Source organism: Thalassospira profundimaris (genome assembly GCF_003326675.1).
GTDB classification, from domain to species: domain Bacteria; phylum Pseudomonadota; class Alphaproteobacteria; order Rhodospirillales; family Thalassospiraceae; genus Thalassospira; species Thalassospira aquimaris.
Genome location: NZ_JPWF01000004.1, coordinates 74,615 through 98,770, shown reverse-complemented (window position 1 = coordinate 98,770; position 24,156 = coordinate 74,615). Strand labels below are relative to the sequence as shown.

Below are 24,156 nucleotides of genomic sequence, written 5' to 3'. Positions count from 1 at the left end.
GCCTTACAAGATCAGCTTTCTGCCACGCGCTTTTCGCGGAAGATGATGAAGATGCCGCTGGCGGTAATGATTGCCGCCCCGACAAAGGTCAGAAGGTCGGGTGTTTCCCCCCAGAAGAACCAGCCAAGCCCGGTTGCCCAGACAAGGGCGGTATAGTCAAAGGGCGCAACAGTCGGCGCGTCGGCAATGCGGAAGGCCTGGGTGATCATGGTCATGCCGCCGGTGCCGACAAAGGCAATGGCGATGAAAAGCCCGATATCCTCGGCCCGGACCGGGGTCCAGAAATACCAGACGACACAGGCACTCAGTAACGTGCTGGTGAAGCTTAGATAAAACAAAAGCGTCCACATGCTTTCACGGGCATCAAGCAAACGGGCACTGAGCATCAAAAGCGCATAGGTAAAGGCAGTGGCGACGGGCAAAAGCGACACCGGCTCGAACGTTGCCGCACCCGGGCGGACAATCACCAGAACCCCGATAAACCCGACCATGACGGCAATCCAGCGCCGCCAGCCAACCCGCGCGATCAGCACCGATGAAATGGCGGTGATGAAAAGCGGCGCGACAAAGGCAAGGGCCGTTGCCTCGGCCAGTCCCATCAGATGGATACTGGTAAAGAACATGATGGTTGCGGTGATCCAGATGACGGTGCGCATGAAATGCACGCCAACCCGGTTGGACCGAAGCCCGCCAAGACCGACCATCCTGATGGCAAGCAGGGTGGCAAAGGGCAGGGCAATGGAATTGCGCATAAAGATGATCTGGATCGGCGAATAATGATCCATCAATCCCTTGGCCAGGGCATCATTGACGCAAAGCAGGGCGACACCTGCGCACATCAAAATGATGCCGGTCATGTTATGGTGGGGCTGTTGAGCATTCATGGTTTGTGGCGCTTTCCCTGTGATGGCTTGTTTGTTGGGGCGTTTTGCCATCTGTCTTCGAGTGTTAGGGCAAAAGGACAGGTTAGGCCACAAAGAAAAACGCCGCCCCGGTTAAGGAACGGCGTTTGATCAGGCGATCGAAGGCGTTGGCGCGATCAGAGTGCGGTTGCGCGATTGGCTTCGATGTAAATCTCGCGCAGGCGCTTGGCGATCGGGCCGGGGACACCATCGCCGATTTTCTTGCCATCGATCTCGGCAACCGGGCAGACAAAGGCCGAGGCCGAGGTCGAGAATGCTTCTTTTGCATTCTGCGCTTCTTCGATGGTGAAGTGGCGTTCTTCGACTTTAAGTTGAAGCTCCTCGGCGCATTTCAGGACCGATGCGCGGGTGATGCCGTGCAGAATGTCGGTCGACAGCTCGCGGGTTACAATCGTGCCGTCCTGGGTCACGATATAGGCGTTGTTTGACGATCCTTCGGTCACAAAGCCATCCAGAACCATCCATGCATCGTCGGCACCCTTGGATGCGGCTTCGGTTTTCAGAAGCGACGCATAAAGAAGCTGCACGGTCTTGATGTCGGACCGGCGCCAGCGGATATCAGGGAAGGTGACGATTTTCTGTCCACGTTCGGCCAGGGCTGATTTGATCAGCGACTTGGACTGAGTGAACATAACGATGGTCGGCGTGGTTTCCGGGTTGATTGCGAAATCACGATCACCAGCCGACCCACGCGATACCTGAAGATAAATCAGGCCTTCGGTGATGTCGTTGCGTTTTACCAGCTCGCGGTGGGCTTCAAGAAGCTGGTCAATATCAGGTTTGAACGCGAATTTAAGTTCGGAAAGCGACCGTTCGAGGCGCTTCATATGACCCATGAAGTCAATCAGCTTGCCATCCAGAACCGAGGTCACTTCATACACGCCATCGGCAAACAGGAAGGATCGGTCAAAGATCGAAATCTTGGCTTCGGTTTCCGGCAAAAACTCGCCGTTTACATAAACAGTACGCATGGCAACTTTCCTGGATCAGGAACGGATATGGCTATCCGTCTTTGTTGGATATGGCGACGTTTCCGTTGGTCGGGCCGGGTGTTTTTTCGCGGCATGTGCGTCCCGGCGACCGTCTGAGAACTATTTAGGTATTGATTATCACAGTACGAGGGGGACTGTCGTGCAAAAGCTGTGGATCATGCGTTTAAATGATTGAATGTTGCTTTCATGGGGCATTCATCGGTGGGTATATGTAACGATATGTCGGAATATGCGGTAATTGATCGCAGATTATTCGATTTATGATTGGGTCGAAGAAAAAAAGATCAAAAGACATCTTTTTTCGGTTTGACCTTAACATAAGTTAAGGTTCTATCGTCCTGCTCCATGAGATGAAAACATCATCAGAAAGATGGAGCCTTGTGATGAACAGCCACCAAGCCGTAAACCGCGATGTTGTCGTTGCCAATGACCGTGGCGACCTGCAAAGCCGTATCAATGCCAGTTGGGCTGCACCGGTGAAACAGCCGGTTCAGGAAGTGGACCTTGATGCCTATTTCGCCCGGATCGGATATGACGGCCCGCGCGAAGCAACCCTTGAAGTCTTGCAAACCCTTCACGCCCTGCATCCCGCCAGCATCCCGTTCGAAGCTATTGACGTGTTCAATGACAAACCGATCAGCATCGCGCCCCACAATGTTGATCAGAAACTGATCCATGACGGGCGCGGCGGATATTGTTTCGAACAAAACGGCCTGTTTCGTCGCGTTTTGCGCAGCCTTGGCTTTGTGGTCGAAGGTCTGGCCGGGCGCGTTTTGTGGGGCTATGACCCGAATGGCGCACCGCGCCCACGCTGCCACATGGCCAACCGCGTGATCATCGAGGGGGAGGCATGGCTTGCCGATGTCGGTCTTGGCGGATGTGTGCCGACCGCGCCCCTGTTGCTTGATGTCGCATCCCCGCAAGTCACGCCCCATGATACCTATCGCGTGACCAAGGGCGATCACAGCTATTTCGTCGAACTTGAACGCGATGGCGTTTGGAAAGCCGTTCATGAAATCGACATCGCCCCGGTGGGGGACATCGATTACGAGGTCATGAACTGGTACGCGTCCGATCATCCAGAAAGCGGCTTTTGCAAGACGCTGATGGTGGCAAGAAGCGCACCCTTTGCCCGCTTTACGCTGCTTAATAACCGCCTGACCATCCGCCTTGTCACCGGCGAGGAAGAGCAACATACGCTAAGTGTCGGCGATATCCCCCAGACGCTCAAAGATATCTTTGGCATCGAACCGGACCCGGCTTGGCGGTGGGCCTTTGCAAGATTGATCCCTCACAGTAACGGATAAACGATTGTGCGGTGTTTATGCCGCCTGTGAAGGGTCAAGGGCGGGAAGTTTTGCTTCCCGCCCTTTTTATGTTCGGGTGTCATCGGCCTTGGACTTTGGCCTGCGCACGTGATCTGGCATTTTTGACCAGACCTTCAATCCATTCTTGATGCGCGTTCAGCATCGGGTTGGGCAATGTGTTGCGTAATTCGGATGCAGGTTTGCCGTTTTGTGTTTCCTGGGTCAAAACCCGGACACGGTTGTTTGGTAAATCTTCGAACAGCCAAGCGTGATGAACATCAAGTGCATGATCGGCATCCCCCACGACCCAACCGTGCCAAGCGATCCGGGCAGGGGAGCCATGGCTTGGGTGATGATATTCGGTAACTTCGGCCTCGACCGGGAAACCGAAAGTGGTAAAGCGGAACCGTGCGCCAAGACCAAGTTTTGGGCCTGTGCCGTCATGGAAACGGATTTCGGAAACGTTGCTGTAGTAGTCCGGCCAAAGGGATGTGTCGTCAAGACTGTCCCAGATTTCAGCGGCTGTAAGGTCTGCGACAATGATTTCGTTTGAAACGTAATTGTCAGTAAAACCCGGAACGAAGCCCGACGGCCAGTTGATGCTGTGCATGAAGGAATCCTTGTGCAAGGTCGGCTTGAAAAGCCGGAATAATGGAACTGCTTGCAGTGTGAGGCTGATTCCAACATAAATGAAATCGCGATTCATGATTTGGATCATAAGAATGTCTGATATCAGAAATCTTGACCTTAATCTTTTGCGTGCACTTGATGCTTTGCTTGATGAACGCAACGTGACGCGGGCGGCCGAAAAGCTGGCTTTGACGCAACCTGCGGTCAGCGGGATGCTGGCGCGATTGCGGGACAGTTTTGATGATCCGCTTTTTGTGCGTGGTCAGCGCGGAATGGTGCCGACAACACGGGCACTTGAACTTGCGGTGCCGGTAAAGCAGGTGCTGGGCGACATCGAAAACCTTTTGCAACCTGCAAGCTTTGATCCGGCAACAGCGCATTTCACCGTTTCTGTCGCAGCCACGGATTACGCCCAGCGGGTGATTTTGGTGGATTTGATGGCAGCATTAAGAATGCGTGCGCCGGGGATAAGGGTGGCATTGCATCCGGTTGATGGCGGTGATCTGGTCGGGCGGTTCGAGCGCGGCGAGGTTGATCTTGCATTAATGACGCCTGAAACGGCACCGCCTGATCTGTTGTCGCGCCGGTTGTTTGACGAACGCTATGTGGTTGCGATGCGCGATGATCATCCTGATCGTCCACAGGGGCAAAGCGCTATGCTTGCATTGGATCGTTTTTGCGATTTGGGTCATGCGCTGGTGTCACCAGACGGCGGGGGATTTTATGGTGTTACGGATGCGGTCTTGGATCGGATGGGGCGTCGACGTGCGGTCGTGCTTTCGGTGACAGGCTTTCTCGTCCTTCCCGAAATTTTGCGTGAAAGCGATCTGATTGCCGTGGTTCCGGAACGGCTGGTAAAGCGGTTTGATGGCATTTCGAGTTCGACGCCGCCAATTGACATTCCGGGCTTTACCAAGCTTGCCGTCTGGCATGAACGCACGCATCGCGATCCCCGCCATCAGTGGCTGCGCCAGGTGATGTTTGAAGTGTGCGGTCACCTGGGTCGACGCACTCAGGATTGATATTCTGGCGTGAATGGTGGTGTCAGAACTTCATTCTGAAGCCGGCACTAAGCGCATGTTCGGTGCGCTTTTTTGATAGTGACGGCTGATAATCGGCATAAAGGCCCCAGCCATCGTCATCGGCCAGCGCCATGCCGAGATTGCCAACCAGTGTATCGCGATCTGTTTCCCCACCGGTGACGTTGAAGGACGAGGTTCCGGCAAAGGCCAGGGTGGTGGTGCTTGTGGTTGGGCCGATATGACGATCCCATCCCAGTCGGAATTGTGGAATGATGGTTTTACCCGTACCAGTATCGATCATGCCGGCCATTCGCACACCAAGGCTTGCAGTCCCGGTCAGGAGGCTGTCGGCTTCGCGCGACAGATTGGCCGAACTTGCACCGGTTTCCTCGAAGCTGTCATAGGCATTCCACAAGGCACCCAACCCGCCATAAGGCTCAACCCGCCAGTTCCTGTTAAGGGCAAAGCCCTTTGCCAGTTCGATTTCGGCATTCACCGCATGGTCGGTGTATTCGGCAGTGGCGGTTCGATCAATTGATCCGAATGTCAGGTTGCGGCTGCTTTCGGTCCGGATCATGGTCCAGCCGCTTTGACCGGAAAGACGCCAGTCATTGCCAAGATCATGGTCGGCATAAATCCCGGCCATATAGTTACCGGCATCAAGGGTGGCATCGCGCGCGCTTTGGCGGCTATTGCCATCGGCATAGCCAAAATAGATCCCGAAGCGGGTATCTGGCGTCAGATTGGTGTCATAGCCGCCAATCATGCCGATCCATTTATAGTTGGTGGTGTCGACATTGCTGTCGCCATCAATACGGCCCTTGCCGCCAATGGTTTGCAGCCAGATTGACGATTGGCGTTGTGTGACCTGATCTCCCAGTGACAGGATTGGCGCATTGGTGCTGCCATCATGGCTGATCACGTCGCTTGACGCCGGGCCGGTTTGGGCAAAACCGGTCAATTGTGCGGGGCTAAGTGTCCCCGCGGCAACGAGGGTTCCGGCATTGGTCCCGCCGGAACGCAAAACCGCCATGCGCCCACCGATCTGCCCGCCGGCCTGCTGGGCGATCTGCCCGTTGATGGCGGTGCTACTGGCATGCACGTCGCCGGAAAGCTGTTCATAGGCGTGCTGGACGGCGGCGGTCGACAGACCCTGAAGGACGGAGCGGATGGTGGCACCGTCCGTTCCGGGCAAGTTTGAAATGACCGACGCAACGGCCGTCTGGTTGGGGGATGTGGCATGGTCGGTAAAGTTGGTGTCATTGCGGGTTAATGTGACGGTGACGTCGTTGCCCGTCCCCCCGGCATAGGAAACGCTGGCATTGTAAAATGCCAACTGGTTGTCGACAGTGTTGAAGGTACCGACAACCGCATCCGCCCCGTCATTGGCGATGATGATGTGGGTGTAATTGTTCTGTCCCGACATATCATTGTCGGGCAAACCCAGAATGCGCAGCGTCGCACCGCCAAGATCGACACCGCCATTGACGATCACCTGATCGGCATTTCCTGACGAATTGACCTCGATGGCAAGGATCGATCCGCTTGTCAGGGTATAGTTGCCATTGACGGTCTGGGTACCAATCGAATTGCCCGGTGCGTGAATGCCGCCCGATTGCAATGTGGTCGCGCCAACCGTGCCGGTCCCGCCAAGGGTGCTGTCGTTCTGAATCGTGAAGGCCGAGGAACTGGCAGAACCATTGACCAACAAGGTGCCCGCGGAAACGGTGGTTGCGCCGGAATAGGTATTGGTCCCTGTCAGGGTCAGGGTTCCTGCGCCCAGTTTGGTTACGTTACCGGCACCGGAAATCACACTGGCATAGGTCACATTGTCGCTGCGATTAAAGGCAAGTGTTCCAAGGCTCGTGACGTTAAAGTTCCCGCCAAGTGCCCCGGTAGTACCACCATTGCCGATCTGAAGTGTTCCCTGGCCGACATAGTTGCTGCCGGTAAAGCCCGATGAATCACCGGTCAGGATTTGCGTATGGTTGCCGTTCTTGTTGAACTGTCCATTGCCGGACATGACCCCGGAATATGTATTGGAGCTGGTCGATGTGAAGGTGAAGGTGCCGGTATTGTTTATGTTGCCGATTAACTGCCCGCCGTTTACCGCGACTGTACCTGCGTTGTTGAAGGTGCCGGTATTGGTGAGCGTGGAACGGATCGACAGGTAACTGTTATTGGTTAGTGTCCCGCTATTGTTCAGTGTGCCATCAGCATCAATGCTGCCGTTATTGGTAAAGGTGCCGTTATTGTTCAGCGTACTGCCACTGCTATTGTTCAGCGTGCTGCCATTCCCATTGGTAAACGTGACGTTATTGGTCAGTGTGCCATTATTGGTCAGTGTGCTCGCACCGATAATTTCGAATTGGCCGTTAATGGTGTAACTGCCGCCGCTTTCAATTGTCCCGCCATTGGCAGCAACGATGCCTGTGGCGGTCTGGCTGTCGCCATTGGCAACGTAGATTTGCGCGAGTGCGATCTGTGGCGCAACAAGGGTGGTCAATCCCCCGGCAAGGGAAAGCCCGCAAAGCACAGTGGTATCGTGCAGCTTGGCACAAAAATACCGCCACGATGGAAATTTCCGCATCGTCATTTGTCCCATCAACCTGGGCGGACATCTTGTTTTTAAGGTATTGCCCGCCTTCCTTTATTCGCCTTTAGGGTGTGGCGATGCGCGGTGCAATCGGAAACGGAATACTTGACATGTATGTTCGACGAAGCGACATGAAATACAGTGCCATATGTGGAAAATGGCGTGTTTTCGGGGTGTTAGGCGGAAGTCTGGAGGCTGCGCAGGCGACTCATACGCCAAGTCGATAGCGCAAATCCTGACGATAGGGGCGCGAAACCGTCCAGGGTTTGTCCGTTCCGCGCAAAAGAACTTCCCATCGCTGGCCGCTGGAACCGGCGTGCCGGTCAAGATGGCGCACATGCAAAAGATTGATCACGCTTGTCCGGTGAATGCGCAGGAAATGTTTGGCGGGCAAAAGACCACTCCAGACCGATAGCGGACGGAGATCGGTGATCTGGCTGCCATCATCAAGATAGACGGTGGTGTAATCATGGGATGAATGCAGTGCGGAAATTTCCGCGCTGGTCACGCCGCGTACCAGCCCGTGACTGCGCAAATGGATCAGCGGTTCGGACGGAAGCGGTGCTTTGGGATTTTGTTTCCCGCCCGGCAAGGGGGCCAAAACCCGTTCATAGCGGGCCGTTGCAATCAATGCTCCGCATTGTGCCAGCGATGCGACGATGTCTGATCCCCAACGGATATGACGGGATGTGGCATCAAACCCGATGCAGGCGCGAAGCGTCCCGCGATAAAAGATCGGAACTGACAGAACGCTTTTGTCATTCTGACGCAGCATTTCGGCCTGAAGATCACGGGCCGCATGGGGAAGGGCTGCAACATCATTGATCATGACAGCCGATCCGCCCGCAAGATGACGGTGCAGCCAGGCAATCATTGTCACTGCGGTATCTTGCAGGTCCCCGACATGGGATGTGACGTTTTCGTGGCTCCATTCATGGGTGTTGCGAAACAGAAGCCCCGTGTCATCATATTCAAACATCCAGGCGCGATCCGCACAGGCGCCAGCGCCGGTAAAGGCCAGAATAGCGGAAATCGCCTCGTCGCAGGGCTTTGAAAGCAGCATCTGTGCAGCATGAAAAAGCCAGTTGTTTTTGGCAGTCATGCTATCGGGGAAATCGCGCCCGATCAGGGGATCCAGAATTTCAAAGGGCGGGCACGCAACATCCGGCGCGCCAGTAAGTGGCTCGTCCAAAAGCATACTCGTGTGTTCCTGCAACCTGAATTTTGTTCATTTATTATCACTTCGGGCCTGCTGAATACGCGTCAACTGGCCTGTTCGTGCGAAGGTTGCATGTTTACGAGTGATTCGCAACAACAGAGCGTGCGGTCAGTAATGCATGACCAGACCGAACTTATCGACCAGCTGGGTATAGATGCCGTTTTGACGAATTTCGGCAAGGGCGGCATTGAACTTTGCCAGCAGGATGTCGTTGTCGGGATAGTCCTTTGACGTCATCAAATGCAACGCCCCCCGTGCACTCAGCGGTGGGTCAAGGGTGTAGAAATTGGCAGCAATTTCTGGTGGGAACAGTTCACGGACCAGATACCAGCCAACCGTGGTGGCCGCCGGAAAAAGATCAATGCGACCCAGTTGCAGACGTTCGAAATTCTGCTTTTCGCTTAGCGCATAGTCGGCTTCGATCCCGGTTTCGGCAAACAGGGGTTCATAATAATAGCCCTGAATGCCGCCGATGCTCCAGCGGCGAAGGTCTGTCAATTCTTCATAGGTTTCGGGGGGCTGGACATGCGGGGTTTTGGATGGATTGCGATAGGCAAAAAATCTGGAATCCGAGAAATACAGGGGATCGGAGAAGCTGTATGTGATTTTCCGTTCATTATTCCGGGTATAGGGAAAAGTTCCCCATGCTTCGAGATCGCTTACCGACTGTTCGCCGCGTTTCCATGGCTGGATTCTGATATCGAAGCTAATCCCCATGATTTTGCCGATTTCGAAAAACAGGGCAGGCAGGAAACTGTGATCGACATCTTCGTGAACATATGGCGGATAGATGTTGGTGGTAATCACAAGCACATGATCAGCGCGCACCAAAGCAGGCGCGAACAGCATCGCTATCGCGATCAGAAGCCCCGAAAATCTGCCATTTGCGATCATCGATATATGCCCGAAACAGAATAACTATCTGAGTCATATGGCGGTTTGATCGATAATGATAAGTAGGGGGATGTAATTTTCCCCCGGAGAAGTGGATCAGATTTAAGGCAACATGCTTTATTTGCCGGATTTGGCTTTCGCTTCCTGTGTCAGGCTTTCCATATAGGTCAGAAGATCGGCGATGCTTTCCGGGGTAAAGGAAAATTCCGGCATGGTCATGCTGTCATGGGAAACAGTGATGCCTTCGGCCAGGGCTTCTTCAAGATTTTCAAGCGGCCAGCGTTGCCCGAAACTGGCAAGGGACGGGGCATCGGTAATCGCCGGATCGGGCAGGGGATCGCCATCAAATTTGGCGTGGCAGCGCAAACAGGTTTGTTCGGCAAGGGATTGACCGCGCACAACATTTCCATGCGCTTCACCCTTGCGCGACAAATAATCGCTGATGCCCCACATGCCGGCGGCAACGACACCGGTCACAAGGATGACAAGGCTGATTTTCTGCATGGTGGAACTCCCCCGGATACGGCGTGTTTCTTGTTGATATCACGCAACAATATCAGGGGTTGGTAACGAATTTCCTAAGGTGCGGGCATATCGGGCCGGTTTACGGGCTGCTATTTCCGGTGAAAGTTATTGATAATCAGTATCACTTGCGATATGGCTCTGGCCATGGGGGAACGGGGCCTTGAAGGGGCCGCGCATAAAGGAATGCCTGTTTGGCCGGTAATTCAACATCTTTGACATTGTTCATGCGCCAACGCAGCGCCCTAGTGAACTATGCCAGCTCGATCATTGGCAATCGTGTGCAGGCCGAAGATCTGGTGCAGGAAGCATGGCTGCGCTTTGACGAGGCGTCCAGGGGCCGGTTTCTGGAAGATGCCACAGGATACCTTTACCGGATTGTCCGCAATCTTGCCCTTGATAGCAAACGCCGCGATGCGCAGGAAAACCGGGTGACCAGTGCGGCCGATTATGATGTGGTTGCCAAAATATCGGCCGACGAAACCCCGAACCCCGAAACCGTCATTCTGTATAAAGACGATTATGCCACGCTAATGAAGGCACTGGGCGAGCTTCCTGAACGCACCCGGATTGCCTGCGAGATGCACCGGTTTGGCGGGGCGAAATTGCGCGAGATTGCCGAATTCCTCGATATTTCCGTACCGCTTGCGCACAAGCTGGTGGCGGATGGTATTGATCATTGCCGTGAACGCCTTGGCGGCTGGCCATGAAGGTAATGCATGACCTTGCCAGATATTTTGGTGTAGAAGTCCGCAGTGCCGGTGCCTTGTTGGGCATTGATTGGCAACGATTTTTCAAAATGTTGCCCGCGCGTGCCCGTTTCGGGTGCGCAGGGGTAAAGTAACGTGATGACAGGTATGACAAATCCGGTGCAAGCCAAGGCCGCCCAAGAGGCAACCGACTGGTTCATCGCGTTGCACGACGCACCCGATGACCGGGATTTGCGCGCACGGTTTGATGTCTGGTGCGCGCAAGATCCCGTGCATCTTGAGGCCTGGAATGCGACCAAACGTACCGCCGATCTGATGGCCGGGATTGCGCCGCTTGGCGATGAAACTGCACAGGATGGCAAACCCGATTGGCAGCGTTTCCTTGATGCCCGTCGTGCGTCCGAGCAAGACCTGTTTAACGTCCGTACAGCCGAAGGCGAAGACGCCATCGCCGCCAAGGCCGAAGAAACCGCCAAGATCATTTCGGCACAAAGCCGGTTTAAAAAGCGGGGCAATACATCCTGGCGCGGTATCGGACTGGGCGGCGTGGCAATTGCCGCATCACTGGTTGCGGCCATCATCGGGCCGCGTATCGCGACCGAAATGCAGGCCGATCATTATACCAGAACTGCCGAAATTCGGACCATCACTCTTGCCGATAACAGCACGGTGATGCTGGCCCCGGAAAGTGCGATCAAGGTTCACTATGATGGCAAGACCCGGTTTGTCGAACTGCTCGACGGCGAGGCGTTTTTTGACGTGACCCCGAACCCGGATCAACCGTTTACGGTTGGTGCCGATACCGTCACCGTAACGGTACTGGGCACCGGATTTGATGTGTCCGAAGGCATGGGGCAAACCAGCGTCGGGGTCGAACATGGATTGGTGCGGGTGGATAATGCCGCCAATATTCCAAGTGTTTCCGAATTGCTTGAACCCGGCCAGTTGGCGAGTGTAACCCGTGATGGTGTGGTGCGCCGGTCAACCACCCCGATCAGCCAGATTGCGCCATGGCGCAATAATCAGCTGATCGCACAGGATCAGCCCCTGGGCGAGATCGTTGATCGCCTGCGCCGCTATTATGGCGGAACCATCCTGATTACCGACGCTGCACTGGAAAAGGAAACCGTCACCGGGGTTTATCGTCTTGATGATCCGGTGATGGCATTGCGCGGTATTGCCCGTGCCCAGAATGCGGTCGTGCGCGAAATTACGCCTTGGATTCTGGTGGTATCGGCGTCCTGATCGGGTATTTCACCCCTGATTTTCCCCTTGGGCCTTTTGCGTTCTGAAAACGCAGAAAACGGCCGATTTTCATAAAACGTCTGATTTTTCGAAACTTTTTTTGAAAAAACCGAAACGGGATCCGTTTTGTTTCATATGCGCCATTGAGAAGCGTTTGCATTCTCATTCTGGTTGAGGCATATGACGTGAAACGGAGATAAAGACGAATGAATAACGGGGGTGCCAACGCACTGCGAAATCGTGGTCGCGTTGCAGTAATAGCCAGTGCCTTGATGATGTCGACCGCACTTGCGCCGGTCATGTTCGCATCCGGGGCGGTTGCGCAGACCGCGGCACAGGGGATTGATGGCCAATATGCGTTTGATATCCCGGCCCAGTCGCTGACCAGTGCGCTTGCGCAATTTGGTGTGCAGACGGGCTTGCAGGTCACCGTGGATGGCGCGCTTGCACGTGATGTTGATGCCAGTGCGGTTTCCGGGACGATGCGGGCCGATATGGCCCTTGCGGCATTGCTGCGTGGCACCGGACTTAGCTATGACGTAACCGGTGATGGCACGGTTGTGATCGAAGCCGTGGTCAGTGGCGATGCCGTTCAGGGCGAGGTCCTTGATCCGGTTCGGGTCGAAGCCAATAGTGCCGATATGGCCGGCCCCAACGCCGCAATCACCGACAGCTTTGTTGCTTCGCGCAGCCGGACGGCTTCGAAAACCGACACGCCAATTCTGGATGATTCATCTGCTGTTTCCGTCGTGACCCAGAAAGAAATGGAAACCCGCAACGTTCAGGATATCCAGCAGGCGGTGTCCTATACCGCCGGTGTTCAGGCCGCGGAATACGGGTCGGACTATCGTTATGACTATGTGCGTATTCGCGGCTTTGGTCAGACATCACTTAGCAGCTATCGCGATGGTCTTCCGATCAGGATTTACAACTTCACCAACAGCCGCCCCGAACCCTATGGCTTGCAGCAGATCGATGTTCTTAAGGGATCGACATCAAGCCTGTTTGGTCTGAATGGTCCGGGTGGTCTGGTCAATATGACGACCAAGCGCCCCGAAGACGAGGCCAGTGGCGAAGTCTTTACCACCTTTGGCGAAAACCACCTGCGCGGTGGCGGTGATGTGACCGGCAAGGTCGCCGAAGACAGCAACTGGTCCTATCGTTTGACCGGTCTGTGGCAGGATGCGGAACGCAGCCAGGATTATTCCAAGGATGATCGTATTTATGTTGCCCCTGCCTTTACCTATAAGCCGAAGGCGGGAACCGAACTGACGATCCTGACCAGCTATAGTGAACGCGATAGCGGCCTTGGATATGGATATCCCACCGGCATTGAAACCAGCCGCGATGCGTTCTTTGGCGAGCCGGATTTCAACAATTTCGACACCGAAGAAACCAATATCGGCTATTCGCTGTCCCATCAGATCACGGACAAACTCGAATTCCGTCAGAATGCGCGTTACACCAATGTCGATCTGACCTACGAGACCGTCTATCTCAATGACAGCACGCCGCTTGGCAATCGTTATGCCTTTGCCATTTATGGCGAGCTGGACCGTTTCGGGATCGACAACCAGCTGCAATATGACACAGCGATCAACGATACGTTCGACAGCAAGACCCTGTTCGGGATCGATTTCAACCGCGATCAGAACCGTGAACTGCGCCGCGATGGTACGGCAACCGCGATTGATCCCTATAACCCGTCCTATTGCGGGCTTTCCTGCATCAATTTCACCAGCGGGTCTGATACCGAAATCACCCAAGCGACCTATGGTGCCTATATTCAGGAACAGCTGACCATTGCCGATGACTGGATTGCGACGGTCGGCGGGCGCTTTGATTATGTTCAAAGTGATACCGACACGATCAGCAGCGGCACCACAGCCGAACGCGACGATCACAAATTCACCTCGCGCCTTGGTCTGACCTATAAGGCGACCAACGAAGTTTCGGTCTATGGCAACTATTCTGAATCGTTCCAGCCGGTCTATTCCGGCCTTGCATCCCGCCCCGAAGGCGTCAAACCGCAAGAAGGGACGCAGTACGAGATCGGCGTCAAATACCAGCCCGAAGCCATCGACGCATTGTTCACTGCGGCGCTGTTTGACCTGACACAGGAAAACGTGTCGCAGTGGAATTCAAGCACCAGCACCTATAAGCAGATCGGTGAAATCAATTCCCGCGGGCTTGAGCTGGAAGGCAAGCTGTCGCTTGATGAACGCACCAATATGACGGTTGCCTATACCTATCTTGATGCGGAAATCAAAGACGACGTCACTGTTGCCAATATCGGCAACCGTCCGGCCAATATCCCCGAACACCAGGCATCGGCATGGCTTGATTACACCATTCCGGGGCAGGGTTTCTTTGGGGACCTGACGCTGGGCGGCGGGGTTCGTTATACCGGCGAACGCCAGCGTAACGACGGCAACACCGAAACGCTTGGTGGCTATGCGCTGTTTGATGCGGCAATCATTTATGCGGTGACCGATGATGTCAGCCTGTCGGTCAATGCGACCAACCTGATGGACCGCGAATATGTGTCATCAAACACATTTGGCAGCCGCTATTACGGCGATGGCCGCACGGTTCTGGCGACGTTGAAATATAGCTGGTAAGTCATCCAGACGCAGACCAAAGGGCGGGAAATTTCCCCGCCCTTTTTTTATCTGGCAATGCAGCATGATGCGAGTATGATGATTTTGGGATTATTCATACATTAACAGCAGCTTCTTAGGGGAGAATTGAGAATGCGGCGTTCATCATTTGTGGCGTTTGCCATGGCAACTTTGGCAGCAACCCCGGCACTGGCCCATACCGGCGTTGGTTCGGCATCGGGTTTTATGGCCGGTTTCGGTCATCCGATTGGTGGTCTTGATCATTTGCTGGCCATGATTGCGGTTGGCGTTCTGGCATCCCAGCAGGGTGGCAAATCGGTCTGGCTGTTGCCGCTGTCCTTTGTTGGCATGATGGTTGTTGGCGGCATCCTTGGTGCAACGGGCGTTGCCCTGCCATTCGTCGAGATTGGTATTGTCGGCTCGGTCATTGTTCTGGGTGCTGTTATTGCCCTTGGCAAGCATATGCCAACTGCTGCGGCGATGGCGCTGGTTGGTGTGTTTGCGGTCTTCCATGGTCATGCCCACGGCACCGAAATGCCGGTCAACGCAGTTGGTATTGAATATGGCGTCGGCTTTGCGGTTGCAACCGCGGCCCTTCATGCCATCGGTCTTGGCCTTGGTCTGTCGGTTAAGGCACTGGCTGAAAAGATTGCCCCGACGGCGGTCCGTGCCAGCGGTGGTGCAATTGCGGCTGCGGGTCTTTTCCTGCTTGCGGCCTGATAGCCGCAAAAAACATCTAGGTGTTTCAAACAGAAACGGCCGCCTTTCTGATCGGAATGGCGGCCGTTTTGCATTTGGTTCTTATGGTTCGCGCAAGGTCATTCGCGGAACTTTTCATGTGCCGGTGCGCCACCGGCACCGCGCCGACGTTTAAGCGTCGGCAGGGCCAGCATGGCAAGAACAAACAGGCCGGTTGCCAGTTTAAGATCGGGCGGCGGCATGCCGGCCGCCAGACACAGCGATACGAGCTGATAATAGATGATTGCGCCGACAAACGGGGCAAGGAGCTGGCGGAATACGGACTTTTTGCCAACGACCGCTTCGCCGATCATCAATGCGGCAAGGCCGTTGATCAGAATGCCCAGACCCATATTCACATCGGCAAAGCCCTGTGACTGGACCATAAGCGCGCCACTGGTCGCCGAAAAGGCACTGGCAAGGCCGACACCGACAATCGTCGATACCCAAACCGAAATGCCCTGTGCCTCGGCCATGGCCGGGTTGGAGCCAACCGCACGCAGTGCCGTGCCTTTTTCAGTTTTAAAGAACCAGTTCAGGATCAGGAACACCGCCGCACCGATGATGCCGGCAATGATGATCTTGCTGACCGGGAAGCCCGGTGTGACAAACGGTGCCCAGTTGTAAACCGTGTCCGATCCAAAGATCGACAGGTTCGACTTGCCCATGATGCGCAGATTGATGCTGTAAAGCATCGTCATCATCAGGATACCGGCAAGCAGGGTATGAATGCGGAACCGCAGATGAATGAAGGCCGTGCAACATCCGGCAATAAAACCGCATGCAAGGGCCGCAACGATTGCCAGTGCCGGGTTCACACCCGCTGCAATCAGAATGCCGCAAATGCAGCCGCCCAGCGGATAGGCGCCTTCACTGGTCAGGTCCGGGAAATGCAGGGTGCGGAACGGGATCATGATGCCCAAAACCACAAAAGCCAGAATAAGGCTTTGCGACAGCGTGACCGGGACAAGCGCGACATAGCTGGTAAAGGTCGAAGAGATAAATTCCATCATGGTTCTATGCCCTAGGCCCCCAACATCATCGCGTCGGTCTTGACCGCGAAATGATCAACCAGTTTGGCCACTGTGACATTGGCCTTTTCTTCGCCGCCGATCTGCAGTTTGACTTTGCCCGCATCAAGCATGATGACGCGATGCCCGAAATCGACAGCGTGCTGCATGTTGTGGGTGACCATCAGTGTCGTCAGTTTCAGGCTATCGACTGCGCGAACGGTTGCTTGCATCACAAGGTCGGCCGTGCGCGGATCAAGGGCCGCGGTATGTTCGTCAAGCAACAGCAAATCGGGTGATCCGCCAACCGCCATGATCAGCGACAATGACTGGCGCTGCCCGCCAGACAACAGCTCGACCTTGGTATCAAGGCGGTTTTCAAGGCCAAGACCAAGAACCGAAAGCCGTTCCTTGTAATTGGCAAGGCGTTGGGCATTCAAACCACGCGCAAGGGTGCGTTTCGTGCTGCGCAATTCGGCAAGAAGCATGTTTTCGGCAACCGTCATGCTGGCCGCGGTGCCAAGCATCGGGTCCTGAAATACCCGGGCAATGCGGGTTGCACGTTTGTGAACCGGGGTGGCAGTAACGTCATCGCCATTGATCAGGATCGCACCACTATCAAGGGAAAGCGCACCCGACACGGCATTGAGCATGGTGCTTTTACCAGCCCCGTTCGATCCGATGACAACGCCGAACTCGCCGGTTTGCAAAGTCAGATCAAGATTATCAAGCGCGACTTTTTCGTCGGGCTGTCCTGCATAGAAGGTTTTTCGTGCAGATCGGATTTCAAGCATCCGTCTTCTCCGTAAAATCATTGGCGCCGGTAAGGATGGTTCCTACCAGCGCCAATGTTTGTTCAAGTCTGGACGAACTTATTCGACGATGCAGCCGCAATCGTTGAATTCAGCCGGAATTTCAATCCCGAATGCCGTCGCCGCCGATTTGGAAATCAGCGGCGCGTGGTCGGCATAAGCCGGTGCGGACGGGGCGATTTCGGCCGGTGATTTACCCTTAAGGATCTCGGCGGCAATCTTGCCGGCATTCATGCCAACCTGGCTGTAATCGACCGAGAAGCTGGCCGGAACGGTGCCGCTGGCAACGGCCGAGCTGTCAGAGTTGACAATCGGCACACCGATCTGGCGGGCGGCTGCGGAAACAGCGGCAATCGCCGGCTGGATCAGGTTTGATGCCGGGGTATAGATGACATCAGCCTTGCCCGCGACCGAGGTGATGCGCTGCATGATGTCATTGACGTTATCAATGCCAACCGGAACAACCGAGAACCCGGCAGCAGGTGCCAGTTCCTGGACTTTTTCCAGAAGGGCAACATCGTTCGCTTCGCCCGGGTTATAGGGCAGGGCCAGACGTTTGGCATTCGGAAGAAGCTTGCGGGTGAACTCCAGAACCGCTGCCATATCCTGAAGGTCGGACGCGCCGGTCATGTTTTCATCGCCTGCGTCCCAGGACGGAACCAGTTTGGCAGCAACCGGGTCGGTCACGGCCGAAAAGACAATCGGAATGCCCGAACCGGCAAGTGCCTGTTTGGCAATCTGGGAAACCGGGGTGGTCACGGTGAAGATCAGTTTCGGATTTTCGGCCTGCAACTTGGTGATCATCTGGGGAACCAGCGATGCGTCAAAGTTGGTGTGGCTTTCGGAATAGGAAACGTCTTTGCCCTCAACAAAGCCGTTCTCGGCCATGGCCTGCTTGAAGCCGGCAATCGACGCATTCAGCTGCGGATGTTCGCCGAAATTGGCGATGCCGACTTTGATTTCATCGGCGGATGCACTGGATACGGATGCAAAAAGGCTGCCTGCCAGGACCAGTCCCGAAAGAAGGCCCGATTTGTTCAATTTCATTCCAAGAAACTCCCTGATTCTTTTGAGGCGGCCTTGTTTGCCAGCCTTGAAGAGCGATCATGCGAAGTTCCGAAGATGCCGTCAACTGAATGTAAGCAATAAAAAGACTGTTTGAGGCTGTAAAACTGCAAAGGCTTCAATCAGCGATGAACAAGGTCACTAAATTGCCACTTTGCTTCCCGTTTACTGATCGTTACAAGAGATGTGTCTTTGATGTCTTTTTAGATTCTGGGGACTTTTCGTCTGACATGATCCGTATGGTCAAAGCAAGAAGCCGGTTGCTTGTTTGCCTGACGCTGCTTTTGGCCTTTGTGGCCCAACAGTGGCATCAGCAACCGTCGGCATTTTTGCCCGCCGGGGATTATGCAACCGAGGCGGCCCTGGCAGACATCATGTCCCATGGTCATAGCCATGACTGGGATGAGGCCGGAGAACCGGCAACAGGAAAATCCCCGTCCGCACATGATCTTGTTGATCATGAACATCCAACAGTCATGATGTTTGAATTAACCTATGCACTGGTTGTTCCGGGCGGAAATATTTGGCAGGCGGACTTCCCAGAAGCACGCACCCAGCAAGCGCTACGCGTCCTGCGTCCCCCGATTGTGTGATCCGGTTTCGATTTTTTCGAGATTTCTGGATTAACACAACGAAAGTTCACAGATGAACCGCCTGAAAATGGCTGCCGGTTCTGTGTGTGCGTTCTTACCGCGCACCACGGGCTTGCTTGCCGTATCACTTATGCTGGTTGCATTCGCAGCCGACGCCCTTGCGCATGCCGTTACCGAAGGCGACAAGGGTTATATTATGGAAATCAGCGGCGTAAACCTGATTCCATTTCTGTATCTCGGGGCCAAGCATATGGTCACCGGCTATGATCACCTTCTGTTTTTGTTCGGGGTGATCTTCTTCCTCTATCGCATGAAACATATTGCGATTTATGTCAGCCTGTTTGCGGTTGGCCATTCAACCACGATGCTGCTTGGTGTCTTTTTTGAATGGAATGTCAGCAGTTACCTGATCGATGCGATTATCGGTCTGTCCGTTGTTTACAAGGCAATGGATAACCTTGGGGCATTCCAGCGCTGGTTCGGGTTTCAGCCCAATACCAAGGCCGCAACTCTTATATTCGGCTTTTTCCACGGGCTGGGATTGGCCACCAAGATTCTGGAATACGAAATTGCGCCAGACGGGCTTTTGCCGAACCTGATTGCCTTCAATGTCGGTGTAGAGATCGGCCAGCTTATTGCTCTTGCAATGATCCTTATTGTCATGGGTTTTTGGCGCAAGGCACCGGGATTCTGGCGTCATGCCTACAACGCAAATGTCGCGATGATGTCAGCAGGCTTCATGCTCATCGGCTATCAATTGACCGGCTACTTCGTAGCCTGAGAACAGGAATTTCAAAATGTATAATGCGAACAAGCCGAACCCGGACGAACTGCCAAGCAGTGCGCAATTGATCCGGTCAACCCTTGCGGCTGCCGGGGTTGCAATCGTCCTCCTTGTCACGGTCATTCTGCCCGCCGAGTACGGCATTGATCCAACCCGAATTGGGGGTGTTCTGGGATTGACCGATATGGGGGACATCAAGACCCAGTTGGCAGAGGAAGCAGAAGCTGATCGGCAAATGCAGCTTGAAATGCAAAAGCAGTTTGGCTCCGAACCCAAAAGCGATAGCCAATCAAGCCTGATACAGACCTTTGTCGGGCTGTTTATATCTTCTGCCCAAGCCCAGGAAACCTCGGGAGCATGGAAAGACACCGTCACCTTTACCCTCGAACCGGGGCAGGGCATTGAATACAAGCTTGTGATGGAAGAAGGCGCTGTCGCTCCGTTCCGGTGGGACGTGCAGGGCGGGGTTGTCAATTTTGACCTGCATGGCGATGGTGCAGGCGGGCAATCTGTCAGTTACGAAAAGGGACGTGGAAAACCAAGTGATGAAGGTGAGGTTGTTGCCAAGTTCACCGGGTATCACGGTTGGTTCTGGCGCAATCGGGGCAAGGAAAATGTCACTGTTACGCTAAATCTCAAAGGTGACTATTCGGAACTGAAACGCACCTACTAGGAATGAACTGAGCGTGGCGTAAGAAAAGAAGGGGCAAATCATTTTGCCCCTTCTTGCTTTTGGGAAAAGCTGTTTGGGGTAGCCTTACTGAACCGAGAAAGCCCGGCTGGAAATCGACACAGAATTCTTTGCCGGGTCCTTGAGATTCGCAAACTGATATGTGCCCGCATCATGGATTGGGCCAACATCAAGCCCGGCCTTGATCAGGGATGCACGAACGGCCGTGACATCGGCAACATCAAAGACAAGCTTGATCAGCGATTGACCTTCTTTCTGGCCTTTGCCTGCCGGATGCAGCATCAGGATTACGCCGCCGGCCCTGGGGCGAAGTTCGATGATGCGGTCATTTTCATCGGTAAATTGCTGATAACCGAAATGATCACAGTAAAACGCCACCATCGCATCGATCTTTTTGCAATAGATCACAAGCCGGTTGCAGGGGCCGGTTACGGGCAATGGATCGGGGCGTTTGGCAGATGTCATGGCCTATCTTCCGTCGGCGGTACGAAACACCGTCATGCCATTGACCACGACCCGACCATCGGGCAGCAATTTGCCATCATATTCGGTGGTGCCCTGTGGGCCGGGGCGTCCGACCGCCAATCCGTTTACTGCAAAGGGCAATAATGCGCCAAGAAGGGTCGGACTGTCGGGGGTGCCCAAAAGATCAACCAGCTTGTCCTGACCTAGCAACCGGAAGTCGAATTCCCCGGTAAAGCCATAACGCGCAGCCGTCTGGGCAAGGAACTCGCCAGAACCAAGTGCTTCAAGCCCGCGTGATTCAACATAAAATTCATCGACTTTGACCGGTGCACCATTCTCGGCTGCCTTTTGCCAAAGGGCATCGCCGATCTGACGACGGGCGAAACGCGGGGCAGTGCCGGTCAGGATATCGTGAAATCCCTTTTCGATGATCGGCTTGGCATCCTGCCAGGGCAGGCCTTGGCTGCTGCTTTTGATGCGAACAGTGCGCGGTTGAAACAGGCTGGGCAGCCACAATCCATCATGGGCGTAATCAAGATGGGTTTCACCATTCTCGCCGGGATAAAGTGTGAAGTTTGCCGATTTGACCGAGCCGCGCTTTTCCCGGTTCGGGCCGGTCCATTCGGCACCCTGCCAAGCAATGCGGGCAAGTTCGGGCAACCATTGAATGATCAGGCCGTTCATCATCCAGTATTGGCGCGTGATCGGTTCTTCCCCAATCAGGAAGTCGGCAAAGCCATCGAATGTTACCGGGATGTTTTTTGCTGTGTTCCAGCGCAGATAGCCGCCGGTATTGCGCATCGTCAATGCGCGCTTGTCACTTGTGGCCTCGGCATCCATTTCTGCGCGTTCGGGAAGTTTGACATCAAGGTCGATCTGATCGCGATGATCGGTATCGCGCACAGTGACTTTTACGTCATCCATCTTCAATTCGCGCGCCGTTGAATAGCCCTGAAGATCAAGGGAAACACCGTCAAAGGTCAGAACGACCGCATTGCCATCCACGGCCCGGGCATCGCGTTCGGTTGCCGTGATGCCGGACTGCATCAGGATCGCATCAACAGCAGTGCGGGCGTCGTCAAGGGTAATGGCCCGGGCATGCGGGGCAAGTGCAAGCATCATGGATGCGCATAAGCCAATTCCGACAATGTCACGAAGTCCGGGCATCAGAATTTCCCTGTTACTGGAATGGTTACTGTTTCAACCATCCTTTACACCAATTTTGGTGAAGTTAGGGCGCTGATTCTGACGTTTACCTTCCGGTCACCCTGATTGCTGACAGGATGCTGTCAGGAGGGGAGCGTTACAAGCAACTGAGTTAAAAGACAAACAGGGGGAAATCAGCTGTCACATCCGAACTTTTCACGGTGTTCGTCAGTGGTGATGCCGCACAGGAAGATTTGAACGGCATGGGATACGCGATCATCAATCTCGCGGTCTGTCATTTGGGGGCGGGGATTGTGTTTCATGATGCGCGACTGCCAGTCGCCGATCACCATGGCTTCGAACAGTTCGGCGGCGTGATCCGGATCACCAATGTTGATGCGACCCAGTTTTTGTTGACGTGACAAGTAATCTGCAAGGTGTTTGCGGGTGCTGTCCGGGCCGACTTCAAAGAATTTTTCGATCAGGGGTAGAAAGTGCTGACCTTCGGAATACAGAATTTGAGTGAAGCGCGCGACTTCCTCGGTTACTATCTTGCGGGCCAGTTTGGTTCCGAAGTCTGTCAAGGCATGACGAGGAGGGAGATCGGTTTCCAGCGAGATATGCAACTCCGCTGAAAATTCCTTGCAACGTTCTTTCATGACGGCCTCAAGAAGGCCGTCCTTGCCGCCAAATGCTTCGTAAAGGGTTGTACGGGAGCCACCCGATTGCGAAATAACATCATTAAGTGTGACACCAGCGAACCCTCGCTCCAGCAAGAGTTGCCATGCAGCATCCATCATGGCGCGCCGACGTGCGGACCCGCGAGAGGATTGTTTTTCAGACTTTTCTGGCGTTTCACTCATGATTTTTGATTCAGCTGTTTTTGGCTCTTGATCGTGCAGCGCACAATGTGTACTGTACCGTACAGTATTTCAAAATGCAATGGTAAAGCACCCTTAAATTAGCTTTGCCTGGGACTTAGAAGGAAAAGCAACTTGCCCATGCGATCTTGTTTGAAATTCGCCGGTATTGCCGCGCTTGCCATATTGGTAGCGGCTTGCAGCGAACAGAATGAAGGTGGTGAAAGTCAGGCAGCCGCGCCGCAACAACAGCAGGCAACGCCGGTTGGTACTGTCACCCTTAAAGCCCAGACCGTTGGTCTTGTCGAAGAAATGCCGGGTCGCACAATTGCTTTCCGTCAGGCTGATATTCGTCCGCAGGTGGACGGGATCATCAAAGAACGCAGCTTCACCGAAGGCGGTTTTGTCGAAGCCGGTCAGCAGCTTTATATGATCGATCAGGACGTCTATCTGGCAAAGGTCGATGCGGCACAGGCCGAACTGGCCCGTCAGAGCGCGACCTATGATCAGGCTGTCAAAACCCGCAAGCGTTATGATCCGCTGATCAAGTCCCAGGCGGTTAGCCAGCAAACCTATGACGATGCTGTTGCCGCCGAGGCACAGGGTCGTGCATCAGTTGCCGCGGCACGTGCCGAACTGGAACAGGCCCGCATTGATCTGGCCTATACCACGGTAACTGCCCCGATTTCCGGTCAGATCGGATCGTCGGATTATACCGAAGGTGCGCTGGTTACCGCCAATCAGGCCGCCAAGCTGACCACGATCACCCAGCTTGATCCGATCTATGTCGACGTTACCCAGGCCGGTGGCCGTCTGCTTAAAATCAAGCAGGCGATCCAGAATGGTCGCATCAAGGGTGTTGAAAACGGTCAGATCGAAGTTGCCCTGATTATTGATTCAACCGGTGCAGAATATCCGCACAAGGGAACGCTGCAATTCTCGGATGTGACGGTGAATGAAACCACCGGCACCATTCGTTTGCGCGCTGTTTTCCCGAACCCGGACGGAACGCTTTTGCCGGGCATGTTTGTCCGCGGTGAAGTGCGTCAGGGGCATCTCGAAAACGCGTTCCTGATCCCGCAAAAAGCAGTCATGCGCCGCCCGGACGGGTCGGCATATGTTTATGCGGTGGTTGACGGCAAGGTTGCTCCCAAGGACATCACCATCGAGCAGTCCCAGGGACAGAACTGGCTGGTTTCCGCCGGTGTTGAGGATGGCGAACAACTGATTGTTGATGGCATCCAGCGCATCGGACCGGGCGCACCTGTTGCTGCCCAGCCTGTCGAAACCGCCAAAGCCGCCGAATAAGGG

At 54.5% G+C, this 24,156-nt stretch carries 23 protein-coding genes; 10 read left to right on the top strand and 13 right to left on the bottom strand.

What is annotated here, in order from left to right; all coding sequences use genetic code 11:
- Positions 1–11: 11 nt before the first annotated feature.
- Positions 12–884: a DMT family transporter gene (locus TH19_RS07010; RefSeq protein WP_114101860.1), complete on the bottom strand. Its 873-nt coding sequence runs from the start codon at positions 882–884 to the stop codon at positions 12–14.
- Positions 885–1,039: 155 nt separating this feature from the next.
- The gene (locus tag TH19_RS07005) at positions 1,040–1,894 is read right to left on the bottom strand and encodes a D-amino-acid transaminase (RefSeq protein ID WP_114101634.1); all 855 of its coding nucleotides are present in this window, start codon (positions 1,892–1,894) and stop codon (positions 1,040–1,042) included.
- Between the two features lie 404 nt (positions 1,895–2,298).
- Between TH19_RS07005 and TH19_RS07000 the strand changes: the two genes are divergently transcribed.
- Positions 2,299–3,222: an arylamine N-acetyltransferase family protein gene (locus tag TH19_RS07000; RefSeq protein ID WP_114101859.1), complete on the top strand. Its 924-nt coding sequence runs from the start codon at positions 2,299–2,301 to the stop codon at positions 3,220–3,222.
- A 79-nt stretch (positions 3,223–3,301) separates the two neighbouring features.
- Here the strand turns inward: TH19_RS07000 and TH19_RS06995 are convergent, their stop codons facing one another.
- A complete protein-coding gene (locus tag TH19_RS06995) occupies positions 3,302–3,832 on the bottom strand; it encodes an SRPBCC domain-containing protein (protein ID WP_114101858.1) in 531 nt (176 codons plus the stop codon).
- 112 nt (positions 3,833–3,944) lie between these two features.
- Here TH19_RS06995 and TH19_RS06990 point away from each other — a divergent pair, with 112 nt between their 5' ends.
- Positions 3,945–4,874: a LysR family transcriptional regulator gene (locus tag TH19_RS06990; protein WP_114101633.1), complete on the top strand. Its 930-nt coding sequence runs from the start codon at positions 3,945–3,947 to the stop codon at positions 4,872–4,874.
- A gap of 22 nt (positions 4,875–4,896) precedes the next feature.
- Here the strand turns inward: TH19_RS06990 and TH19_RS06985 are convergent, their stop codons facing one another.
- The 4 genes from TH19_RS06985 to TH19_RS06970 all read right to left on the bottom strand — a co-directional run bounded on the left by TH19_RS06985 (position 4,897) and on the right by TH19_RS06970 (position 10,087).
- Positions 4,897–7,464: an autotransporter outer membrane beta-barrel domain-containing protein gene (locus TH19_RS06985; protein ID WP_181846342.1), complete on the bottom strand. Its 2,568-nt coding sequence runs from the start codon at positions 7,462–7,464 to the stop codon at positions 4,897–4,899.
- A 214-nt stretch (positions 7,465–7,678) separates the two neighbouring features.
- Positions 7,679–8,668, bottom strand: a complete 990-nt coding sequence (locus TH19_RS06980; RefSeq protein WP_114101631.1) for a GAF domain-containing DNA-binding protein — start codon at positions 8,666–8,668, stop codon at positions 7,679–7,681.
- Positions 8,669–8,797: 129 nt separating this feature from the next.
- Positions 8,798–9,583 carry a substrate-binding periplasmic protein gene (locus TH19_RS06975; protein ID WP_258547853.1) on the bottom strand — a complete coding sequence of 262 codons (786 nt, stop codon included), beginning with the start codon at positions 9,581–9,583 and terminating at the stop codon, positions 8,798–8,800.
- Between the two features lie 117 nt (positions 9,584–9,700).
- Positions 9,701–10,087, bottom strand: a complete 387-nt coding sequence (locus TH19_RS06970) for a c-type cytochrome (protein ID WP_114101630.1) — start codon at positions 10,085–10,087, stop codon at positions 9,701–9,703.
- A gap of 245 nt (positions 10,088–10,332) precedes the next feature.
- Between TH19_RS06970 and TH19_RS06965 the strand changes: the two genes are divergently transcribed.
- The 4 genes from TH19_RS06965 to TH19_RS06950 all read left to right on the top strand — a co-directional run bounded on the left by TH19_RS06965 (position 10,333) and on the right by TH19_RS06950 (position 15,401).
- Positions 10,333–10,815, top strand: a complete 483-nt coding sequence (locus tag TH19_RS06965; RefSeq protein WP_114101629.1) for a sigma-70 family RNA polymerase sigma factor — start codon at positions 10,333–10,335, stop codon at positions 10,813–10,815.
- A 138-nt stretch (positions 10,816–10,953) separates the two neighbouring features.
- Positions 10,954–12,060, top strand: coding sequence for a FecR family protein (locus TH19_RS06960; RefSeq protein ID WP_114101628.1), 1,107 nt, complete (start codon positions 10,954–10,956; stop codon positions 12,058–12,060).
- Between the two features lie 206 nt (positions 12,061–12,266).
- Positions 12,267–14,681, top strand: coding sequence for a TonB-dependent siderophore receptor (locus TH19_RS06955; protein ID WP_114101627.1), 2,415 nt, complete (start codon positions 12,267–12,269; stop codon positions 14,679–14,681).
- Between the two features lie 132 nt (positions 14,682–14,813).
- Positions 14,814–15,401 (top strand): HupE/UreJ family protein, encoded by a 588-nt coding sequence (locus TH19_RS06950; RefSeq protein WP_114101626.1) that lies wholly within the window; start codon positions 14,814–14,816, stop codon positions 15,399–15,401.
- 98 nt (positions 15,402–15,499) lie between these two features.
- Here TH19_RS06950 and TH19_RS06945 read toward each other — a convergent pair whose 3' ends face one another.
- The 3 genes from TH19_RS06945 to TH19_RS06935 form a co-directional block, all read right to left on the bottom strand.
- Positions 15,500–16,432 (bottom strand): ABC transporter permease, encoded by a 933-nt coding sequence (locus tag TH19_RS06945; RefSeq protein WP_220151696.1) that lies wholly within the window; start codon positions 16,430–16,432, stop codon positions 15,500–15,502.
- An 11-nt stretch (positions 16,433–16,443) separates the two neighbouring features.
- The gene (locus TH19_RS06940; RefSeq protein WP_114101624.1) at positions 16,444–17,223 is read right to left on the bottom strand and encodes an ABC transporter ATP-binding protein; all 780 of its coding nucleotides are present in this window, start codon (positions 17,221–17,223) and stop codon (positions 16,444–16,446) included.
- A 78-nt stretch (positions 17,224–17,301) separates the two neighbouring features.
- Positions 17,302–18,288: an ABC transporter substrate-binding protein gene (locus TH19_RS06935; RefSeq protein WP_114101623.1), complete on the bottom strand. Its 987-nt coding sequence runs from the start codon at positions 18,286–18,288 to the stop codon at positions 17,302–17,304.
- 248 nt (positions 18,289–18,536) lie between these two features.
- Here TH19_RS06935 and TH19_RS06930 point away from each other — a divergent pair, with 248 nt between their 5' ends.
- Genes TH19_RS06930 through TH19_RS06920 form a run of 3 tightly spaced genes read left to right on the top strand, consistent with a single transcriptional unit; the run spans position 18,537 to position 20,356 of the window.
- On the top strand, positions 18,537–18,899 hold the full coding sequence (locus TH19_RS06930; protein WP_114101622.1) for a hypothetical protein: 363 nt from the start codon (positions 18,537–18,539) through the stop codon (positions 18,897–18,899).
- A gap of 52 nt (positions 18,900–18,951) precedes the next feature.
- Positions 18,952–19,680, top strand: coding sequence for a HupE/UreJ family protein (locus TH19_RS06925; protein ID WP_114101621.1), 729 nt, complete (start codon positions 18,952–18,954; stop codon positions 19,678–19,680).
- A 16-nt stretch (positions 19,681–19,696) separates the two neighbouring features.
- Positions 19,697–20,356: a transmembrane anchor protein gene (locus TH19_RS06920; protein WP_114101620.1), complete on the top strand. Its 660-nt coding sequence runs from the start codon at positions 19,697–19,699 to the stop codon at positions 20,354–20,356.
- Positions 20,357–20,440: 84 nt separating this feature from the next.
- Here the strand turns inward: TH19_RS06920 and TH19_RS06915 are convergent, their stop codons facing one another.
- The 3 genes from TH19_RS06915 to TH19_RS06905 all read right to left on the bottom strand — a co-directional run bounded on the left by TH19_RS06915 (position 20,441) and on the right by TH19_RS06905 (position 22,848).
- Positions 20,441–20,839 carry a VOC family protein gene (locus TH19_RS06915; RefSeq protein WP_114101619.1) on the bottom strand — a complete coding sequence of 133 codons (399 nt, stop codon included), beginning with the start codon at positions 20,837–20,839 and terminating at the stop codon, positions 20,441–20,443.
- A 3-nt stretch (positions 20,840–20,842) separates the two neighbouring features.
- Positions 20,843–22,006 (bottom strand): hypothetical protein, encoded by a 1,164-nt coding sequence (locus TH19_RS06910; protein ID WP_114101618.1) that lies wholly within the window; start codon positions 22,004–22,006, stop codon positions 20,843–20,845.
- A gap of 173 nt (positions 22,007–22,179) precedes the next feature.
- Positions 22,180–22,848 (bottom strand): TetR/AcrR family transcriptional regulator, encoded by a 669-nt coding sequence (locus TH19_RS06905; protein ID WP_114101617.1) that lies wholly within the window; start codon positions 22,846–22,848, stop codon positions 22,180–22,182.
- Positions 22,849–22,986: 138 nt separating this feature from the next.
- Between TH19_RS06905 and TH19_RS06900 the strand changes: the two genes are divergently transcribed.
- Entirely contained in the window at positions 22,987–24,153 is a 1,167-nt protein-coding gene (locus TH19_RS06900; RefSeq protein ID WP_114101616.1) for an efflux RND transporter periplasmic adaptor subunit, read from the top strand.
- Positions 24,154–24,156 lie beyond the last annotated feature (3 nt).

What these genes read in the sequence shown, in the direction of transcription:
- TH19_RS06970 (WP_114101630.1), bottom strand. Translation starts at nt 10,087, where the DNA reads ATGCAGAAAATCAGCCTTGTCATCCTTGTGACCGGTGTCGTTGCCGCC.
- TH19_RS06905 (WP_114101617.1), bottom strand. Translation starts at nt 22,848, where the DNA reads ATGAGTGAAACGCCAGAAAAGTCTGAAAAACAATCCTCTCGCGGGTCC.
- TH19_RS06945 (WP_220151696.1), bottom strand. Translation starts at nt 16,432, where the DNA reads ATGATGGAATTTATCTCTTCGACCTTTACCAGCTATGTCGCGCTTGTC.
- TH19_RS06955 (WP_114101627.1), top strand. Translation starts at nt 12,267, where the DNA reads ATGAATAACGGGGGTGCCAACGCACTGCGAAATCGTGGTCGCGTTGCA.
- TH19_RS07005 (WP_114101634.1), bottom strand. Translation starts at nt 1,894, where the DNA reads ATGCGTACTGTTTATGTAAACGGCGAGTTTTTGCCGGAAACCGAAGCC.
- TH19_RS06940 (WP_114101624.1), bottom strand. Translation starts at nt 17,223, where the DNA reads ATGCTTGAAATCCGATCTGCACGAAAAACCTTCTATGCAGGACAGCCC.
- TH19_RS06975 (WP_258547853.1), bottom strand. Translation starts at nt 9,583, where the DNA reads ATGATCGCAAATGGCAGATTTTCGGGGCTTCTGATCGCGATAGCGATG.
- TH19_RS06900 (WP_114101616.1), top strand. Translation starts at nt 22,987, where the DNA reads ATGCGATCTTGTTTGAAATTCGCCGGTATTGCCGCGCTTGCCATATTG.
- TH19_RS06935 (WP_114101623.1), bottom strand. Translation starts at nt 18,288, where the DNA reads ATGAAATTGAACAAATCGGGCCTTCTTTCGGGACTGGTCCTGGCAGGC.
- TH19_RS07000 (WP_114101859.1), top strand. Translation starts at nt 2,299, where the DNA reads ATGAACAGCCACCAAGCCGTAAACCGCGATGTTGTCGTTGCCAATGAC.
- TH19_RS06980 (WP_114101631.1), bottom strand. Translation starts at nt 8,668, where the DNA reads ATGCTTTTGGACGAGCCACTTACTGGCGCGCCGGATGTTGCGTGCCCG.
- TH19_RS06915 (WP_114101619.1), bottom strand. Translation starts at nt 20,839, where the DNA reads ATGACATCTGCCAAACGCCCCGATCCATTGCCCGTAACCGGCCCCTGC.
- TH19_RS06920 (WP_114101620.1), top strand. Translation starts at nt 19,697, where the DNA reads ATGTATAATGCGAACAAGCCGAACCCGGACGAACTGCCAAGCAGTGCG.
- TH19_RS06910 (WP_114101618.1), bottom strand. Translation starts at nt 22,006, where the DNA reads ATGCCCGGACTTCGTGACATTGTCGGAATTGGCTTATGCGCATCCATG.
- TH19_RS07010 (WP_114101860.1), bottom strand. Translation starts at nt 884, where the DNA reads ATGAATGCTCAACAGCCCCACCATAACATGACCGGCATCATTTTGATG.
- TH19_RS06930 (WP_114101622.1), top strand. Translation starts at nt 18,537, where the DNA reads ATGATCCGTATGGTCAAAGCAAGAAGCCGGTTGCTTGTTTGCCTGACG.
- TH19_RS06960 (WP_114101628.1), top strand. Translation starts at nt 10,954, where the DNA reads ATGACAGGTATGACAAATCCGGTGCAAGCCAAGGCCGCCCAAGAGGCA.
- TH19_RS06985 (WP_181846342.1), bottom strand. Translation starts at nt 7,464, where the DNA reads ATGCGGAAATTTCCATCGTGGCGGTATTTTTGTGCCAAGCTGCACGAT.
- TH19_RS06965 (WP_114101629.1), top strand. Translation starts at nt 10,333, where the DNA reads ATGCGCCAACGCAGCGCCCTAGTGAACTATGCCAGCTCGATCATTGGC.
- TH19_RS06995 (WP_114101858.1), bottom strand. Translation starts at nt 3,832, where the DNA reads ATGCACAGCATCAACTGGCCGTCGGGCTTCGTTCCGGGTTTTACTGAC.
- TH19_RS06990 (WP_114101633.1), top strand. Translation starts at nt 3,945, where the DNA reads ATGTCTGATATCAGAAATCTTGACCTTAATCTTTTGCGTGCACTTGAT.
- TH19_RS06925 (WP_114101621.1), top strand. Translation starts at nt 18,952, where the DNA reads ATGAACCGCCTGAAAATGGCTGCCGGTTCTGTGTGTGCGTTCTTACCG.
- TH19_RS06950 (WP_114101626.1), top strand. Translation starts at nt 14,814, where the DNA reads ATGCGGCGTTCATCATTTGTGGCGTTTGCCATGGCAACTTTGGCAGCA.